Source organism: Paenibacillus sp. FSL P2-0121 (genome assembly GCF_037975345.1).
GTDB lineage: Bacteria > Bacillota > Bacilli > Paenibacillales > Paenibacillaceae > Paenibacillus_AQ > Paenibacillus_AQ odorifer.
In genome coordinates, this window is record NZ_CP150245.1 from 1439679 (window position 1) to 1453831 (window position 14153).

General features: G+C 44.5%; 14 protein-coding genes. 11 read left to right on the top strand and 3 right to left on the bottom strand.

The window, feature by feature from the left end; genetic code table 11:
* The first annotated feature begins 179 nt into the window (after positions 1-179).
* From MKY54_RS06370 to MKY54_RS06380, 3 genes are all read left to right on the top strand, one after another.
* A complete protein-coding gene (locus MKY54_RS06370) occupies positions 180-1535 on the top strand; it encodes a glucose-6-phosphate isomerase (RefSeq protein ID WP_036681734.1) in 1356 nt (451 codons plus the stop codon).
* Positions 1536-1681: 146 nt separating this feature from the next.
* Positions 1682-2314 carry a YigZ family protein gene (locus tag MKY54_RS06375; RefSeq protein ID WP_076128170.1) on the top strand — a complete coding sequence of 211 codons (633 nt, stop codon included), beginning with the start codon at positions 1682-1684 and terminating at the stop codon, positions 2312-2314.
* 3 nt (positions 2315-2317) lie between these two features.
* Positions 2318-2899: a TetR/AcrR family transcriptional regulator gene (locus tag MKY54_RS06380; protein ID WP_036681739.1), complete on the top strand. Its 582-nt coding sequence runs from the start codon at positions 2318-2320 to the stop codon at positions 2897-2899.
* Positions 2900-3045: 146 nt separating this feature from the next.
* Here the strand turns inward: MKY54_RS06380 and MKY54_RS06385 are convergent, their stop codons facing one another.
* A complete protein-coding gene (locus tag MKY54_RS06385; RefSeq protein ID WP_076099035.1) occupies positions 3046-3447 on the bottom strand; it encodes a secondary thiamine-phosphate synthase enzyme YjbQ in 402 nt (133 codons plus the stop codon).
* Between the two features lie 208 nt (positions 3448-3655).
* Here MKY54_RS06385 and cysT point away from each other — a divergent pair, with 208 nt between their 5' ends.
* The 7 genes from cysT (at position 3656) to MKY54_RS06420 (ending at position 11337) form a co-directional block, all read left to right on the top strand.
* Positions 3656-4471 carry a sulfate ABC transporter permease subunit CysT gene (gene cysT / locus MKY54_RS06390; RefSeq protein ID WP_076308589.1) on the top strand — a complete coding sequence of 272 codons (816 nt, stop codon included), beginning with the start codon at positions 3656-3658 and terminating at the stop codon, positions 4469-4471.
* Positions 4468-5265 carry a sulfate ABC transporter permease subunit gene (locus MKY54_RS06395; RefSeq protein ID WP_036681745.1) on the top strand — a complete coding sequence of 266 codons (798 nt, stop codon included), beginning with the start codon at positions 4468-4470 and terminating at the stop codon, positions 5263-5265. The genes cysT and MKY54_RS06395 overlap by 4 nt, the downstream gene beginning before the upstream one ends.
* Position 5266: 1 nt before the next feature.
* On the top strand, positions 5267-6331 hold the full coding sequence (cysA, locus tag MKY54_RS06400) for a sulfate ABC transporter ATP-binding protein (RefSeq protein ID WP_076104838.1): 1065 nt from the start codon (positions 5267-5269) through the stop codon (positions 6329-6331).
* Positions 6332-6648: 317 nt separating this feature from the next.
* On the top strand, positions 6649-7716 hold the full coding sequence (locus MKY54_RS06405) for a sulfate ABC transporter substrate-binding protein (RefSeq protein WP_076308588.1): 1068 nt from the start codon (positions 6649-6651) through the stop codon (positions 7714-7716).
* Positions 7717-7855: 139 nt separating this feature from the next.
* Entirely contained in the window at positions 7856-8641 is a 786-nt protein-coding gene (locus MKY54_RS06410) for an MBL fold metallo-hydrolase (RefSeq protein WP_076185771.1), read from the top strand.
* Between the two features lie 312 nt (positions 8642-8953).
* The gene (locus MKY54_RS06415; protein ID WP_076308587.1) at positions 8954-9535 is read left to right on the top strand and encodes a GNAT family N-acetyltransferase; all 582 of its coding nucleotides are present in this window, start codon (positions 8954-8956) and stop codon (positions 9533-9535) included.
* Positions 9536-9552: 17 nt separating this feature from the next.
* Positions 9553-11337 carry an ABC transporter ATP-binding protein gene (locus tag MKY54_RS06420; RefSeq protein WP_076308586.1) on the top strand — a complete coding sequence of 595 codons (1785 nt, stop codon included), beginning with the start codon at positions 9553-9555 and terminating at the stop codon, positions 11335-11337.
* Between the two features lie 71 nt (positions 11338-11408).
* On the opposite strand, the gene MKY54_RS06425 is transcribed toward MKY54_RS06420, so the two are convergent.
* Together MKY54_RS06425 and MKY54_RS06430 are read right to left on the bottom strand one after the other, a co-directional pair.
* Entirely contained in the window at positions 11409-12212 is an 804-nt protein-coding gene (locus MKY54_RS06425; RefSeq protein ID WP_038569149.1) for a Cof-type HAD-IIB family hydrolase, read from the bottom strand.
* Between the two features lie 12 nt (positions 12213-12224).
* On the bottom strand, positions 12225-13172 hold the full coding sequence (locus MKY54_RS06430) for a DMT family transporter (protein WP_052096830.1): 948 nt from the start codon (positions 13170-13172) through the stop codon (positions 12225-12227).
* Positions 13173-13400: 228 nt separating this feature from the next.
* Between MKY54_RS06430 and MKY54_RS06435 the strand changes: the two genes are divergently transcribed.
* Complete coding sequence (locus MKY54_RS06435; RefSeq protein WP_076308585.1) at positions 13401-14114, top strand: metal-dependent hydrolase; 714 nt, start codon at positions 13401-13403, stop codon at positions 14112-14114.
* Positions 14115-14153: the final 39 nt, after the last annotated feature.

The following is a 14153-nucleotide window of genomic DNA, read 5'->3' on the forward strand; positions in this document are numbered from 1 at the left end:
AGCACACCTATGTCTTTTGATACAGGAAACGCTTCCAAGGAACTTTGGAAAACTTGGTTCTAATGCCCTCTATGTGCCCTAAGACCTTGCCAGTCAAGGCAAATTAAAGTATCCTAATTATAAAGTTGTAACAAACGGTTTTAAATTTAAAGAGATAAAACAGGAGGTTACCATTACCGATGTCTAAGAAGATTAATTTTGACTACACAAAAGCTCTTTCGTTTTTTAACCAACAAGAAATCGACAACCTTGCCGCCCCAGTTAAGCTAGCACACGAACAGTTGCATAACAAAACTGGTGTAGGCTCTGACTACCTTGGATGGATCGATCTGCCGACAGCTTACGATAAGGAAGAATTCGCTCGCATTCAACAAGCTGCTAAGAAGATCCAAAGCGATTCCGAGGTACTGATTGTAATTGGTATCGGAGGTTCTTATCTGGGAGCACGCGCAGCTATTGAGGCGTTATCGCATTCTTTCTACAATAACCTTTCTAAAGATAAACGCAAAACTCCAGAAGTTTATTTCGCTGGTAATAACATTAGCTCTACATACATCACGCATCTGCTTGATCTAGTAGAAGGTAAAGACTTCTCCGTGAACGTAATCTCCAAATCTGGAACTACTACTGAGCCAGCGATTGCTTTCCGCATTTTCCGCGCTGCTCTGGAGAAGAAATACGGCAAGGAAGAAGCTCGTAAACGCATTTACGCTACTACAGACAAGGAAAAAGGTGCCCTTAAGAAATTGGCAACTGAAGAAGGTTATGAATCCTTCATCATTCCAGATGATGTAGGCGGACGTTACTCCGTATTGACACCTGTAGGCTTGCTGCCAATTGCTGTAGCTGGCATTAACATTGAAGAAATGATGCAAGGTGCTGCTGCCGCTGCGGATGAGTTCAACAATCCAGATGTAGCTACTAACCAAGCTTATCAATATGCTGCAGTTCGTAACGCTCTATACCGTAAAGGTAAAACAACTGAAATCCTCGTCAACTATGAGCCTTCCTTACACTTTGTATCTGAGTGGTGGAAACAATTGTTTGGCGAAAGTGAAGGTAAGGACTTCAAAGGAATTTATCCTTCTTCCGTTGATTTCTCCACAGATCTACACTCCATGGGTCAATTTATCCAAGAAGGTAACCGCAACATTTTTGAAACGGTTATCCAAGTAGATCAAGTAGCTCATCATGTTACGATTGAGAATGATCCGGATGATCTGGACGGCTTGAACTTCTTAACAGGAAAGACTATGGATTTCGTGAATAAGAAAGCTTTCCAAGGTACAATGCTTGCACATACAGATGGTCAAGTACCTAACCTTATCGTTACTATTCCTGATCAAACACCATACACCTTTGGATATTTGGTGTACTTCTTTGAAAAAGCCTGCGGTATCAGCGGATACTTGCTCGGTGTTAACCCATTTGACCAACCAGGCGTAGAAGCATACAAGAAAAACATGTTCGCATTACTTGGCAAACCAGGTTACGAAAAAGAAAAAGCAGAGCTGGAAGCAAGACTTACTGAATAGTATTGCAGTAGGTTTTACAATAGCTATTAATCACAGAACATTCATACTAATGTAAGTCACCAGGAGCAGTCCATAGGTAATCCAATACCGGGACTGCTCCTGACATTATATGAAGACATCATATGTAAATAAGGACTGGAATAATTATGTTAGAACAATATCAAACGGTCCGCTCTTCCGGCTCAAAGGAAGTTGTGATCCGTAAATCCCGTTTCATTGGTCATGTTATGCCAGTGGAGAATGAAGAAGAAGCTTTGTTGTTTATCGAGGACATCAAGAAGAAACATTGGAACGCAACGCATAACTGTTCTGCTTATGTGATTGGGGAGAGAGACGAAATCCAGAGGCAATCGGACGACGGGGAGCCGAGTGGGACAGCCGGCAAACCGATTTTGGAAGTAATCCGCAATCAGGGAGTTAAAAATGTCGCAATCGTAGTTACCCGTTATTTCGGAGGCATTATGCTGGGTGCCGGTGGGCTGATTAGAGCTTATACGGATGGAGCAGTGCTTGCGCTTGAAGCAGGAGAAGTAATCACCCGTGTACTGAGACGAGAGGTATTCGTAGAGATCGAGTACACTTGGCTGGGCAAGGTTGAGAACGAACTTCGAGGAAGAGGGATTCAGACTGGCGAGACTTTGTTCACCGACAAAGTAACGTTGTTATGTTTGCCGCGAAATGATGAGGGTGAGACTTTTATGGCATGGATAACAGATCTAACCCAAGGGCAAGCCCTGATAACAGAAGGGCGGCGGATTTACTACAGCGAAGGGGATTAGTATATGGCAAGGAGAGCAGTGGAGCAGGAGTTGTCGAGGGAAAGGATTCTAGAGGCCGCTAGGCATCTGTTTATAACCAAAGGGTATCGGGCAATTTCAATGCGAAGTATTGGTCAGCATTTGGGATATAGCCACGGCTCTCTCTATTATCATTTCAAGGAAAAGGCGGAGTTGTTCTACGCTATTGTTGTAGAGGATTTTAATCATGTGGCTGCTTTACTCAGTCAAGTGATGAATAAACCGCCTGAAGAAGGAATGACAAGGGTAGAACAGCTGATTATGGAATTTATTAGATTTGGAATAGATCATCCCTATCAATATGAAATTATGTTCATGATTCGCGATGAGGAATTGCTAGCTTATTGTAGAGCAGAACAGGGACGATGTTTTGATTTATTCTCAAGTATTGTGCGCCGTCATATGAAGGAAGAGGGATATGTGTCTGAGGACTGGCAGAATGTGCCGTTGACAATGTTCTTGTCTGCACACGGATTTATTTCTTATTATATCCAGGATAAAGTATCGTTTGACGATGTGAAAGAGGCAGCGTTAGCTCATATAAAGGTTTTATGTCGCAGCCTTTAAAATGCTGTTTTTTTTATAGATCTTCACTTTAAAGCTGTGCATTGGTATAACACTGCTTCTCTGCTTGATGAAAGTATTACTAGACTCTAGTTATAGTCTAAATGGCCGCTCCGCAGCGATAACGGAAGCGGCCATTTGTATGTTTATTATCCCTCTACTATTTTTAAGAAACATTGCCGGCGTCTAGGTCCATCGAACTCACAGAAATAAATACCTTGCCAACGACCGAGAATTAATTCACCTTCGTGGATGATCAGGGTCTGGGAAGGCCCGGTAGTAATAGATTTAAGATGAGAGGCAGTATTGCCTTCCGCATGCCGATACTTCGGATGCTCCCAAGGGTAGACCTCATCCAAACGCATCAGAACATCATGCTTCACATCAGGATCCGCATTTTCATTAATAGCAATACCAGCAGTGGTATGAGGACAATAAACTACAATCAATCCGTCTTGAACTCCACTTTTTTTTACATAAGAAATGACTTCCCGAGTAATATCACGTAATTCATCCCGCTTTGTAGTAGTGATCTCCAGAGTATGCAACATAATCAATCCCCTTCCTGTGAGGTGCCATTTTTTAGTGTACCTTTGATACATATATTTTAACCCAAATTCACTTGAAAGTAATTGACGGCGGTGAGAAGGATTTGGTAAAGTAGTAATAATATAAAACCAAGTATATAAATAGGAATAATTAATGAGGATTTTGGTTAGTATACCGACCGGTTATCCGGAGGTGGGAGGGCAAAAATCATTGAATTCGCTGCTTAGACACAAAGGCTGGACTTGGGGTTTCCGAACTACAATTTTGCTCTATTTTGTAGTATTGATCGTGTTGCCCATACTCGGGGTCTATTACAACTCTTTTTCTCTTGGTTTTGGCAATTTTGTGGAAAGCGTCAGCGATCCAATTGCTTGGAAGTCGGTGCTGCTAACCTTAAAGCTGGCGATTTTCGCCACTTTAATTAATGTTTTGTTAGGAACTATGATTGCTTGGGTCCTTATTCGTTATCAATTTGCTGGTAAAGCGCTGCTAAACAGTCTGGTCGATTTACCTTTTGCACTGCCAACAGCTGTCGGAGGTTTGATGATTCTACTGCTGCTTGGACCAGGGAGCCTTATCGGCAAAGCAGCTGAGGCACTTGGATTTGAAATTGTTTTTCATCAACCGGCTATCGTAATTGCTATGGTGTTCGTGACGTTTCCATTCGTGATTCGAGCGGTTCAGCCCTTGCTGGAGGAGTTGGATCCATCCGAAGAGGAAGCAGCATATACAATGGGTGCCAAGGGGGCAAGGGTATTCTGGCAAGTTATTCTTCCATCAATGGCGTCTGGGATGATCAGTGGTGGGATGCTCGCATTTTCAAGAGCGCTTGCGGAATTTGGTGCAGTGGTACTCGTCGCAGGTAATATTCCGGGCCGTACGCTTGTATCATCTGTTTTTATTTTTGGTGAAGTTGAAAGTGATAATCCGGTCTCCGCCGCTGCGGTTTCTGTTATTCTCTTGACCTTATCCTTTCTCATTCTTTGGCTGATTAATATGCTGCAGATGCGGGGGAGACGCTCATGAGGAAATTATGGATTGCTCTTACTTATTTAGTGTTTTTTCTGCTCATTGCTGCTCCATTAGGAAAAATGGCTATGGGTGCTTTTAGTGAAGGATTTGGTGGTTTCTGGAATGCTCTGACTAGGCCCGAAGCGCTGCATGCGCTCATGATGACTGGGCTTGTTGTGATAGTAGTTACGTTATTAAATACATTGTTCGGTATTATGATGGCTCTGTATCTTGTTCGGGCGAACTGGATCGGCAAGCGTCTAAAAGGATTATTGAACAGTATTGTGGATTTGCCTTACGCGGTATCCCCTGTAATCGGAGGATTGATGATTGTCCTGTTGCTGGGTCCCGATAGTACCTTGGGAGCGATTTTTGAGGGGATTGGACTAAAGATCGTTTATGCGATTCCCGGGATGATCATTGCCACTTTATTTGTTACCTTTCCTTTAATGGTGCGTGAGGTTATGCCGGTGCTTCAGGAGATTGGTTCACAGCAGGAGGAAGCGGCTTCGACATTGGGCGCTCGTAGCTGGACTATTTTTTGGAAGGTAACCTGGCCTTCGATTCGTTGGGCGGTTGTGTATGGTGTCATTCTTACGGTGGCACGTTCACTTGGAGAGTTCGGCGCGGTGCTCGTGGTTTCGGGGAATATTATGAACAAAACTCAGACGGCGACAACTTTAGTCTATCAGGATGTTGAGAATTTTAATGTGACGGCTGCTGGAGGAATAGCGCTAGTTCTGGCTGCATTTTCCGCAGGTCTGCTGCTGTTGATGGAATGGACCAAGAGAAGAAAGGAAGTGCAGTAATATGCATGTAGAAGTGCGGGGGTTAAACAAGCATTTTGGAGATTTTCATGCGGTCAAGGACGTCAATTTCACCATTACAAAAGGTCACCTGATTGGATTGCTCGGCCCAAGTGGAGGCGGGAAAACCTCAATTCTACGTATGCTGGCGGGACTGGAGTCACCGGATACCGGAGAGATTATTTTTCATGGTCAGACGGTGAACAATCTTCCTCCTCAAGAACGTGGGATCGGCTTCGTTTTCCAGAACTATGCACTCTTCAAACATATGACTGTATTTGATAATATCGCTTTTGGCTTAAAGGTTAAAAAGGCAAACAAAACAGCTATCCGCGATCGTGTTATGGAACTTGTGGAGCTTACAGGCTTAAAAGGGTTCGAGAAACGTTATCCGCATCAGCTATCAGGGGGACAACGTCAGCGTGTGGCTTTTGCACGTGCGCTTGCGCCTGAACCACAGCTGCTGCTTTTAGATGAACCTTTTGCCGCTATTGATGCGAAGATCCGCCAGGAGCTGCGCGCTTGGCTGCGTGAACTGATTGAGCGTGTAGGTATCACCTCTATTTTTGTAACCCATGACCAAGATGAAGCGATTGAAGTAGCGGATGAAATTATGATCATTAATCAAGGACGTTTGGAACAAAAGGGTACCCCGTGGGATATTTACAAGGAACCCAAAACACCGTTCGTGGCAACATTTATCGGCGAATCTACGCTGATTGAGAACGCTTCTGAGGTTAAAGGCTTTACAGGTGCGGGGGACGGCAAGCCTACCAAAGCGCTGATTCGTCCTGAATATATTGAAGTGGGTAACCTGCATGAGTTCAAGATGGCTTCTGCCACGGAAAAAGGTGTTGTGAAACATCTGCATTTCCGCGGCAGCGAATGGCTCGTTGAGGTTGAAGTAAATGGCCACAAGCTGGTCACCTACCGTTCGTTGGAGAAAGAAACCTTGCAGCCGGGTCAGGAAATCTCAGTACTGGTACATCGGGCTTATCTGTTTAATGATGAGCGCAGCTGGATCCAGGAGAACAACCTGAAAGAAGATCCAATGCCGATTTTTATTTAAAAATAAATAAAATGATTTTCAATTTTTTTTGATAGTAGCGAATGTGATTCGCTAGGATTAGAGGAACTGATGTGAAGGCCAGAAGTAATGAAGTGGAAGTATGGAACTGTAGGAGCGGAGCGACCGCGTTTGTTTCCGGATTTAATCCGCTGAGGATATAAAATTAATAAATCTGGGAACAACAGCGGCCGAAAGTCCAAACATTCCGCGTAATTACGGCAAATACCGAACGTTGGATACTTGAATTTTAAGTTTCAGCCATAGAGCTACTTTCAAGGAAATATTAAAAATCATTACCTCGAAGGATGTGGGCCGCAATGAATGTCAAAAGGAGCAGACAACTGCACGGATGTTTTGCTGCCCTAATGCTGGCCATACTCACGCTGACAGCAGTCGGTTGCGGGAATGAGAAGGCAGCTACGACGATGGCAGAGCCTTCGAAGCAAGGGGATGTTACGCTGGTAATTGGCGCATACAGTGTGGCTAAGGATGCGATGCAGGATATTTTGCCGTTATTTACTGCCAAGTGGAAGGCGGATACGGGTCAGGATATTAATTTTCAGGAGTCTTATGAGGCTTCAGGGACACAGGCGCGAGCGATTGTAGGTGGATTTGAAGCGGATGTGACGCTGCTAGCCATGGAAGGTGATGTCGAGAAGCTAGTTAAGGCTGGACTCGTAGCGCCAACATGGAAAGAGCAGGGTGAACAAGGCATGGTAACACGTTCAGTAGTAGCTCTTGGTACCCGCGAAGGAAATCCCAAAGGCATTCGCGATTTTGCGGACTTAGCCAAGCCAGGGATTAAAGTGTTATATCCAAACCCGAAGACCTCTGGTGGTGCGCAATGGGATATCAACGCGATCTATGGGGCTGGTCTGAAGCTGTCAGAGGAGCAGGAGGGGGCAAAGGATCCAGCAGCAGCCAAAGCTTTTTTGGAAAGCATCCATGCCAATGTAGAGTCTCTGGATAAGAGTGGCCGCGCTTCTATGGCAGCCTTCGAGTATGGAGTGGGGGATGTAATTGTCACCTATGAGAATGAACTACTGGCCCGGATTGCTCAGGGAGTAAAATACGAAGTCATTATTCCTAAAAATACAATTCTGATTGAGAATCCGGCGGCTGTTGTAGAGAAATATGCGGATGAGCATGGGACACGCATAGCATCAGAAGCACTGGTTGATTTTTTGATAACTCCACAGGCACAAGAGATCTTTGCAAAATATGGCTTTCGTCCCGTGGATAAACAAGTCTATGCTGAGCACAAAAGCGATTACCCTGATCCGGCGGGCCTCTTTGATATTAACTATTTAGGAGGCTGGGATGAGGTGCGAAGCTCACTTTATTCCAAGCGTGGAATTTGGTATCAGGTACTTGCCGGAATATAAGGTAGAGGTATAACAAAAGAGTCATCCCAGCAGTTCATCTGTGGTGGGGATGGCTTTTTTTGCTGGGTCTCTTTAAGATAGAGAGAGGGTAATTTAGATTTATTACTTCGTTGAAGAGAACCTGAAGGAGAGATAGCAGATGGATACGTTGGTGTTTTTGGGTACAGGGGATGCCATGGGGGTTCCTCGGGTATATTGCAGCTGTGAGACCTGTACAGAGGCAAGGGAACAGGGTAAAAATATTCGCCTGCGCTCTTCTGTACTTATAGATAATGGCAGTGACTTTTTAGTGATCGATTGTGGGCCTGACTGGCGGCGTCAGATGGAGGCGCAGGGAGTACGGAATATGCGCAGACTGCTGGTGACACACGCTCATTTTGATCATATTGGTGGGCTGCCGGAATGGGCGGATTCTTGTCGCTGGATGGGATATAAGGGCCAGCTCTATGCCCCAGCAGAAGTGATCCCGATAATAGAGCGGCAATATCCATGGCTGCGCAATCAGATCGAGATGATTCCTTGTGATGAAGGCATAGAGCTAGACGGCTGGACAATTGATACCTGGAAAGTGAACCATGGCAAGAATGGATACTCGTATGCTTTTCGTCTGGAGAAGGAGGGCTATGTATGGGTGTATTGTCCAGATTCCATTTCTCTTGGAGCTGAAGAGACACGCCTGATGCATGGAGCTGACTTGCTGGTATTAGGTACAAGCTTCTATTACGAAGCAGCGGAGTTATCGACTCGTTCTGTATACGATATGACGGAAGCAGCGGAGCTGCTGCAAACTGTGAAGCCTCAAAAGGCAATCTATACCCATATGTCGCATGATGTGGATATGAGAAAATCATATATTTTACCGGAAAATGTTACGCTGGCCGAGACGGGGATGAGAATACCCTTAGGATCTTCGGAGATCAGCTGAAATTTAGATAAAAAGAAAACTCCCTTTTGCTGGAAGGGAGTTTTCTTGATCCTATTTAACCTGTTATATTCCGCCTTGTTGAATATGTTTAATGAACTCTTCAAGCCAATAAATGGAGTGGTCCGCTTTAGTTGAGATATTCACTAAATCAAAAAGGGACATCATTCGGGCAACTTCAGCCTGTTGATGTTCCTTTTGTGATTTCTATTGCATTCAGTATTCAGATCCCGATATATACTATATAATCAAAAAACATATCGTATTATTTTTACATATTTAGAATAATTATCATCGCCAGAGGAGGAGTACGAAGTGGCTGACTCCAAGGATCCAATCCTGCTTGATTTTCCCGAGAGTTTTGAAACAGAGAGGCTGCTCATTCGTGCCCCTTTATGGGGAGATGGAGTTAGCATGAATGAGGCTATCCGTGAAAGTATAGATGAATTGAGACCTTGGATGGCTTTTGCTCAAGTAATACCCACATTAGAAGAATCAGAGAAAGTTACTAGAGAAGGCAGACTGGAGTTTCTAAAAAGGGATAAGCTACATATGCGTATTTTTAGAAGGGATACGGAGGGTTTTATCGGCTGCATTAGCCTGCATCATCTAAACTGGGAACTCCGCAATTTTGAGATTGGTTATTGGATCCGGAGCGCCTGTGCAGGCAAAGGATATATGACAGAAGCCGTAAATGGAATCACCAATTTTGCCATACGGGAACTAGAGGCGAATCGTCTCGAAATCTTTTGTAGTGCACGAAATATCAAAAGTGCCGCGGTAGCCGAACGTGCAGGTTTTACACTGGAGGGGATCCTGCGCAGTACGAGTCTTGGGCATGATGGGGAATGGCATGACAGTAAGGTGTTCGCTAAGGTTAGAGGTATAGAATTTTAAGTGAGAGGGCTGGTTCTTTGAAGCAGAAAGGCGTATTTTCAAGATTAAGTACATATATGTTAAGGCACAAGCTCTTATATACGATTTTATTATTTACGACTTTATTTGGAATTGTTCTGGATTTAACGATTGCTTGGCTGCTCTCAGTAATTACGGATGCTGCGGTTAGACTCGATGTGAAAGCTTTTAAAGGGCTGGTTATTTTCGGATTAATCTACTTATTAGTGAGTGCAATTAATGGTTTCATCGATCGATATCTCAAAAATAAAATCGCAGCTAAGATCAGAAATGAGCTGCGGTTGGATATGATGCGGCATGCCTTAGCTCTTCCTCAGTCTTATTTTGACCGTAATCATTCCGGGGATTTATTGTCCCGCTTTACTAATGATAATCAATCTGTTGGTAATGCTACAGGCGAGGTAATGATTGATCTAATCCGTAACCCTTTACTAGCCCTCGCGGCTTTTGGTTATTTGCTCTATATTAACTGGCTACTGGCATTGATCTGTTTTGCAATGGGGCCTTTGATGTTCCTTACGGGAAAAATCTTCGGTTCAGCGATGCGTGAGAACAGTGTGAAGATTCAGACTAATATGAGCAAGATTACTTCCTTTTTACATGACATTCTAGGCAGTAGTATGGTGTTTAAATCCTTTAGCATTGAACGCAGACTAATGAAGCAGTATCAGGAGCATAGTGAGAATATTACTTCTGAAGAATTGAAGCGGGGAAGAATTGAGGGAGCTACTGGCTCATTCTCCTCTTTTTTGGGAAACTTTACGTTTCTTCTGGCGCTGGTCGTGGCTGGTTATTTTGTGGCAAAAGGATCACTTGAGGTCGGTGCGATGATTGCTTTCATCCAGCTCATGAATTATTTAGTGATGCCGTTCTCTTCACTGCCGGGACTGATCAATTCGATGCAGCAATCACTTGGGGCGGCGGGACGGATCTTTGAGGTGTTGGATAGCCCGGTGGAGGTTGAGACCCTTCCAGAAGTGGAGACTAAGCAACCAGAATTTGAGAGTATGGTTATGTCGTCGATCTCTTTCTCGTATCCGGGAGCAGAGAGACAAAGTATAAACAAGATCAGCTTAGAGCTTCAAAAAGGAACACAGATGGCGGTTGTGGGACCGAGTGGTGGAGGTAAATCTACGCTTTTCAAACTATTGCTGGGATTGTATGAACCCGATGAAGGCGAAGTAATAATCAATGGGCAGCGGATCAACGAGATGAGTCTGGCTAAGCTTAGAAGTTATTTTTCCTATGTGCCGCAAGAGGCAGGTCTTTATACAGGAAGCATTCGTGATAATATCCGGAATGGAAATCCAGAGGCGGATGAGCAAGAAATTCTGGAAGCTTTGCGAAAAGCGAATGCCTATGATTTTGTAATGGAATTGCCTGAGGGACTGGATACTGATATTGGTGAGGAAGGCTCACGACTGTCCGGGGGACAACGTCAGCGGCTTTCCATTGCAAGAGCAATTCTGAGAAACGCTCCTATTCTACTGTTGGATGAAGCTACTGCTGCACTTGACAATAAATCAGAAAAACTGGTGCAGCAGGCCATTCGTAAACTAATGGGAGACAAAACTACACTCGTTATCGCGCACCGTTTATCTACGATTCAGAACGCTGATATCATTCTCGTGATGGAGAATGGTGAAATTGTGGAGAGTGGAACGCATGATGTACTGCTTGCTGCTGAAGGAAGATATAATGATTTGTACTATTCTCAGCTAGAGCAGGAAGAAGAGAGTGGAATGGGACCCGAGAAAGTGGAATTAGCTTCTACAGGAGTTTGAGTTTTGGAATAAAAAAGGGTGCAACAACGTCATGAAATATGGCGTTGCTGCACCCTTTTGCTTAAGGAAGTTTAGTTCACTTTATTAAGAATGAATTTATCAATCGCATATTTCACGCCATCGTCATTGTTGCTTAAGGTCACGAAATCAGCAATTTCTTTCAGAGCAGGAATAGCATTCTCCATAGCGACGCCAAGTCCGGCAGCTTCCAGCATCTCATGGTCGTTCCAAGAATCACCTACAGCGATGGTCTCGGAAAGCTCACAGCCGTAATGTTTGGCTAGGAATTCAAGTGCAATGCCCTTGGTTCCTTCATGATGCATGATTTCCAGGAAGTGTGGTTTGGATTTGGTAATATGCACGGAATCACCAAGCAATTCATGCAGGATTGGAGCCAGTTCATCCAAGAAATCAGGATCATCGATAATTAGCATTTTTGGTGTTTTTTGCGGGACAAGCTTTTCCCAGTCAGGCTCAATAAAATATTGCGTTTTATTCAAGTCCGTATAGTCTTTGATCTTTTGGTTGTCTTCACGGGCATATAGCTTGTCGTCAATGTAAGTTTGCAGATGCAGATTATGCTCCACGCAGTAAGTGAACAGCTTGCGGACTGCATCTTGCGGGACGTAACGCTCATACAGTACTTTTTCATCGAGCAAGTTCTTAACGAGTGCACCCTGGTAAGTAATGATAGGTACGTTTAGTCCAGTTTGACGGGCAATGGCTTGAGCGGAAGCGTAAGCACGGCCTGTAGCAAGGGTTACAACAACACCTGCGGCAACAGCCTCTTCAAGCGCAGTTTGGGTAGCAGGTGTTACTTCCTTGTCATCATTAATCAGAGTGTCATCAATATCAATCGCGATCAATTTGTACATTTGTCTCTCTCCTTATCTCTTTCTAAATAGATGTAATTTGGAAAAATAACTCTTCTTATGTTGATTCTGACCCGGTTCCGGGCTCAGCTCTGCCATAAGCATAGCCCCCAGAATACAACCACAACCGAGCAGAGCGGACAACCCGAGTGTTTCCCCGCCAAAGGCTAAACCCGTCAGAACGGCAAATACCGGTTCTGTGGCATAAATAATGGCTACCCGTGATGGGGTAGTATATTTCTGACAGGCGGTTTGAATCCAGAAGGCAAAAGCGCTGGTTGGCCCGATGGAGATCAGCAGAGCCCAAAGCACATCTGGGTCCTTAATCAGCTCCCCGCTGTGGGCGAGCGGTGTTGCCCCTTCAAAAATAAGCGAGGCAGCAATACTGAACAGCCCAACGAAAGCAAGCTGCAGAGTAGCTAGCGGCAACGCCGGATAATGAGGTGCATAAACGCCAGTATAGGCTACCTGTAACGCAAAAGCTATGGCACACAGAAGAATCAAGGCATCGCCTTTATTCAAGGATAATGCAGAGCCCGTGAAGGTCAACAGATAAAGCCCGATTGCGGCGAGTGCCGCACTGAACCAAGTGTATCGTGAAATCGCATGCTTCAATAGGGCAAGAGACAGAAAGGGAACTAGGACAACCGATAGCCCGGTAATAAAGCCGGTATTAGAGGTTGTTGTATATAGAAGTCCCATCGTCTGAAAGCCATAGCCCATAAACAAAAAAAGGCCAAGCAGCAGAGAATCGCGTACCATGCGGAAACTAAGCTGTTTCCAATCCTTGCGGTAAAAAATAACTGTGATTAGAGCCAGCAACAGGGCAGCGCCCATAAAGCGGATACTATTAAACGCGAGCGGTGGCAACACCTTGACAGCATTTTGTACAATCAGAAAGGTACATCCCCACATCATCGCCACCAATAGCAGGCTAAAATCGGCTATACGGGAACGCTTCACTACTTAGGTCATCCTTTCTTCAGCAGCTGCCGTCTCTATGTAGACGACAAGGTCAAGTTGTCCAAATTGTATCGTATATTCATGGGGAGGACAAGATAGAAATCGCGTAAAGGCTTATATACTAAGCGATTTCAGCGTTTTATGTAGACAAAAAAACCGGGTCTTGATATACTTCGATAACCGCACATTTGTTCTTGTTTTTGCATCTTAGAAAGGAGCGGTTTCACTATGATGGGCAGATCCCATTTAATTATCAGCACCGGGGTTACCCTATCTGTAATGAGTTTGATGGCCCATGAGATTACAATCCCGGTTATTGCCGTCGCCGCATTAAGCTCGCTCCTGCCAGACATTGATGAACCGAATTCGTTACTGGTACGCAAGGCGATTCCTGACTTTCTGCTCAGGGTACTACAGGTTGCTTTGATAGGAGCAGCGATTTATCTTTATTTTGCAGGAATCGTTGAAAGCCCTTGGAATATTGTAATGGCCCTACTTGTGGGGAGTGTGACTTTCCTGCCGGGAAGAAAGCTGCGGCATCTGGTGATGGTACTAATCGCTACTGCGGTATTTGCATACGGAGGGGCATATGACCCTTGGAACTACATAGTAGCTTGTATACTCGTAGTTACATCACTTGTCCCGCATCGTGGATTGACTCATACCTTATATGCTGTTGCAGGCTGGAGCACTTTATTGTATTTTGCTTCATCGGGTATACAGGATGGTGGCAGTCTATGGATAGCAGGTGGCATGTCTTATGCGCTTCATCTATTAGCCGACTCTCTCACCCAAAGGGGAATTACGCCCCTGCCGCCCATTCCATTTAAGCTGCGTCTAAAGCTAATGAGTACAGGCACGAAAAAAGGTGGAGCTGTAGAGAATGTTTTTATCCTGCTGACACTAGCCCTAGTTGTATATGTATTTATACTTTCTCCTTGAGATTTACGGATATGAAGCACATAATGAATTACCGCTAGA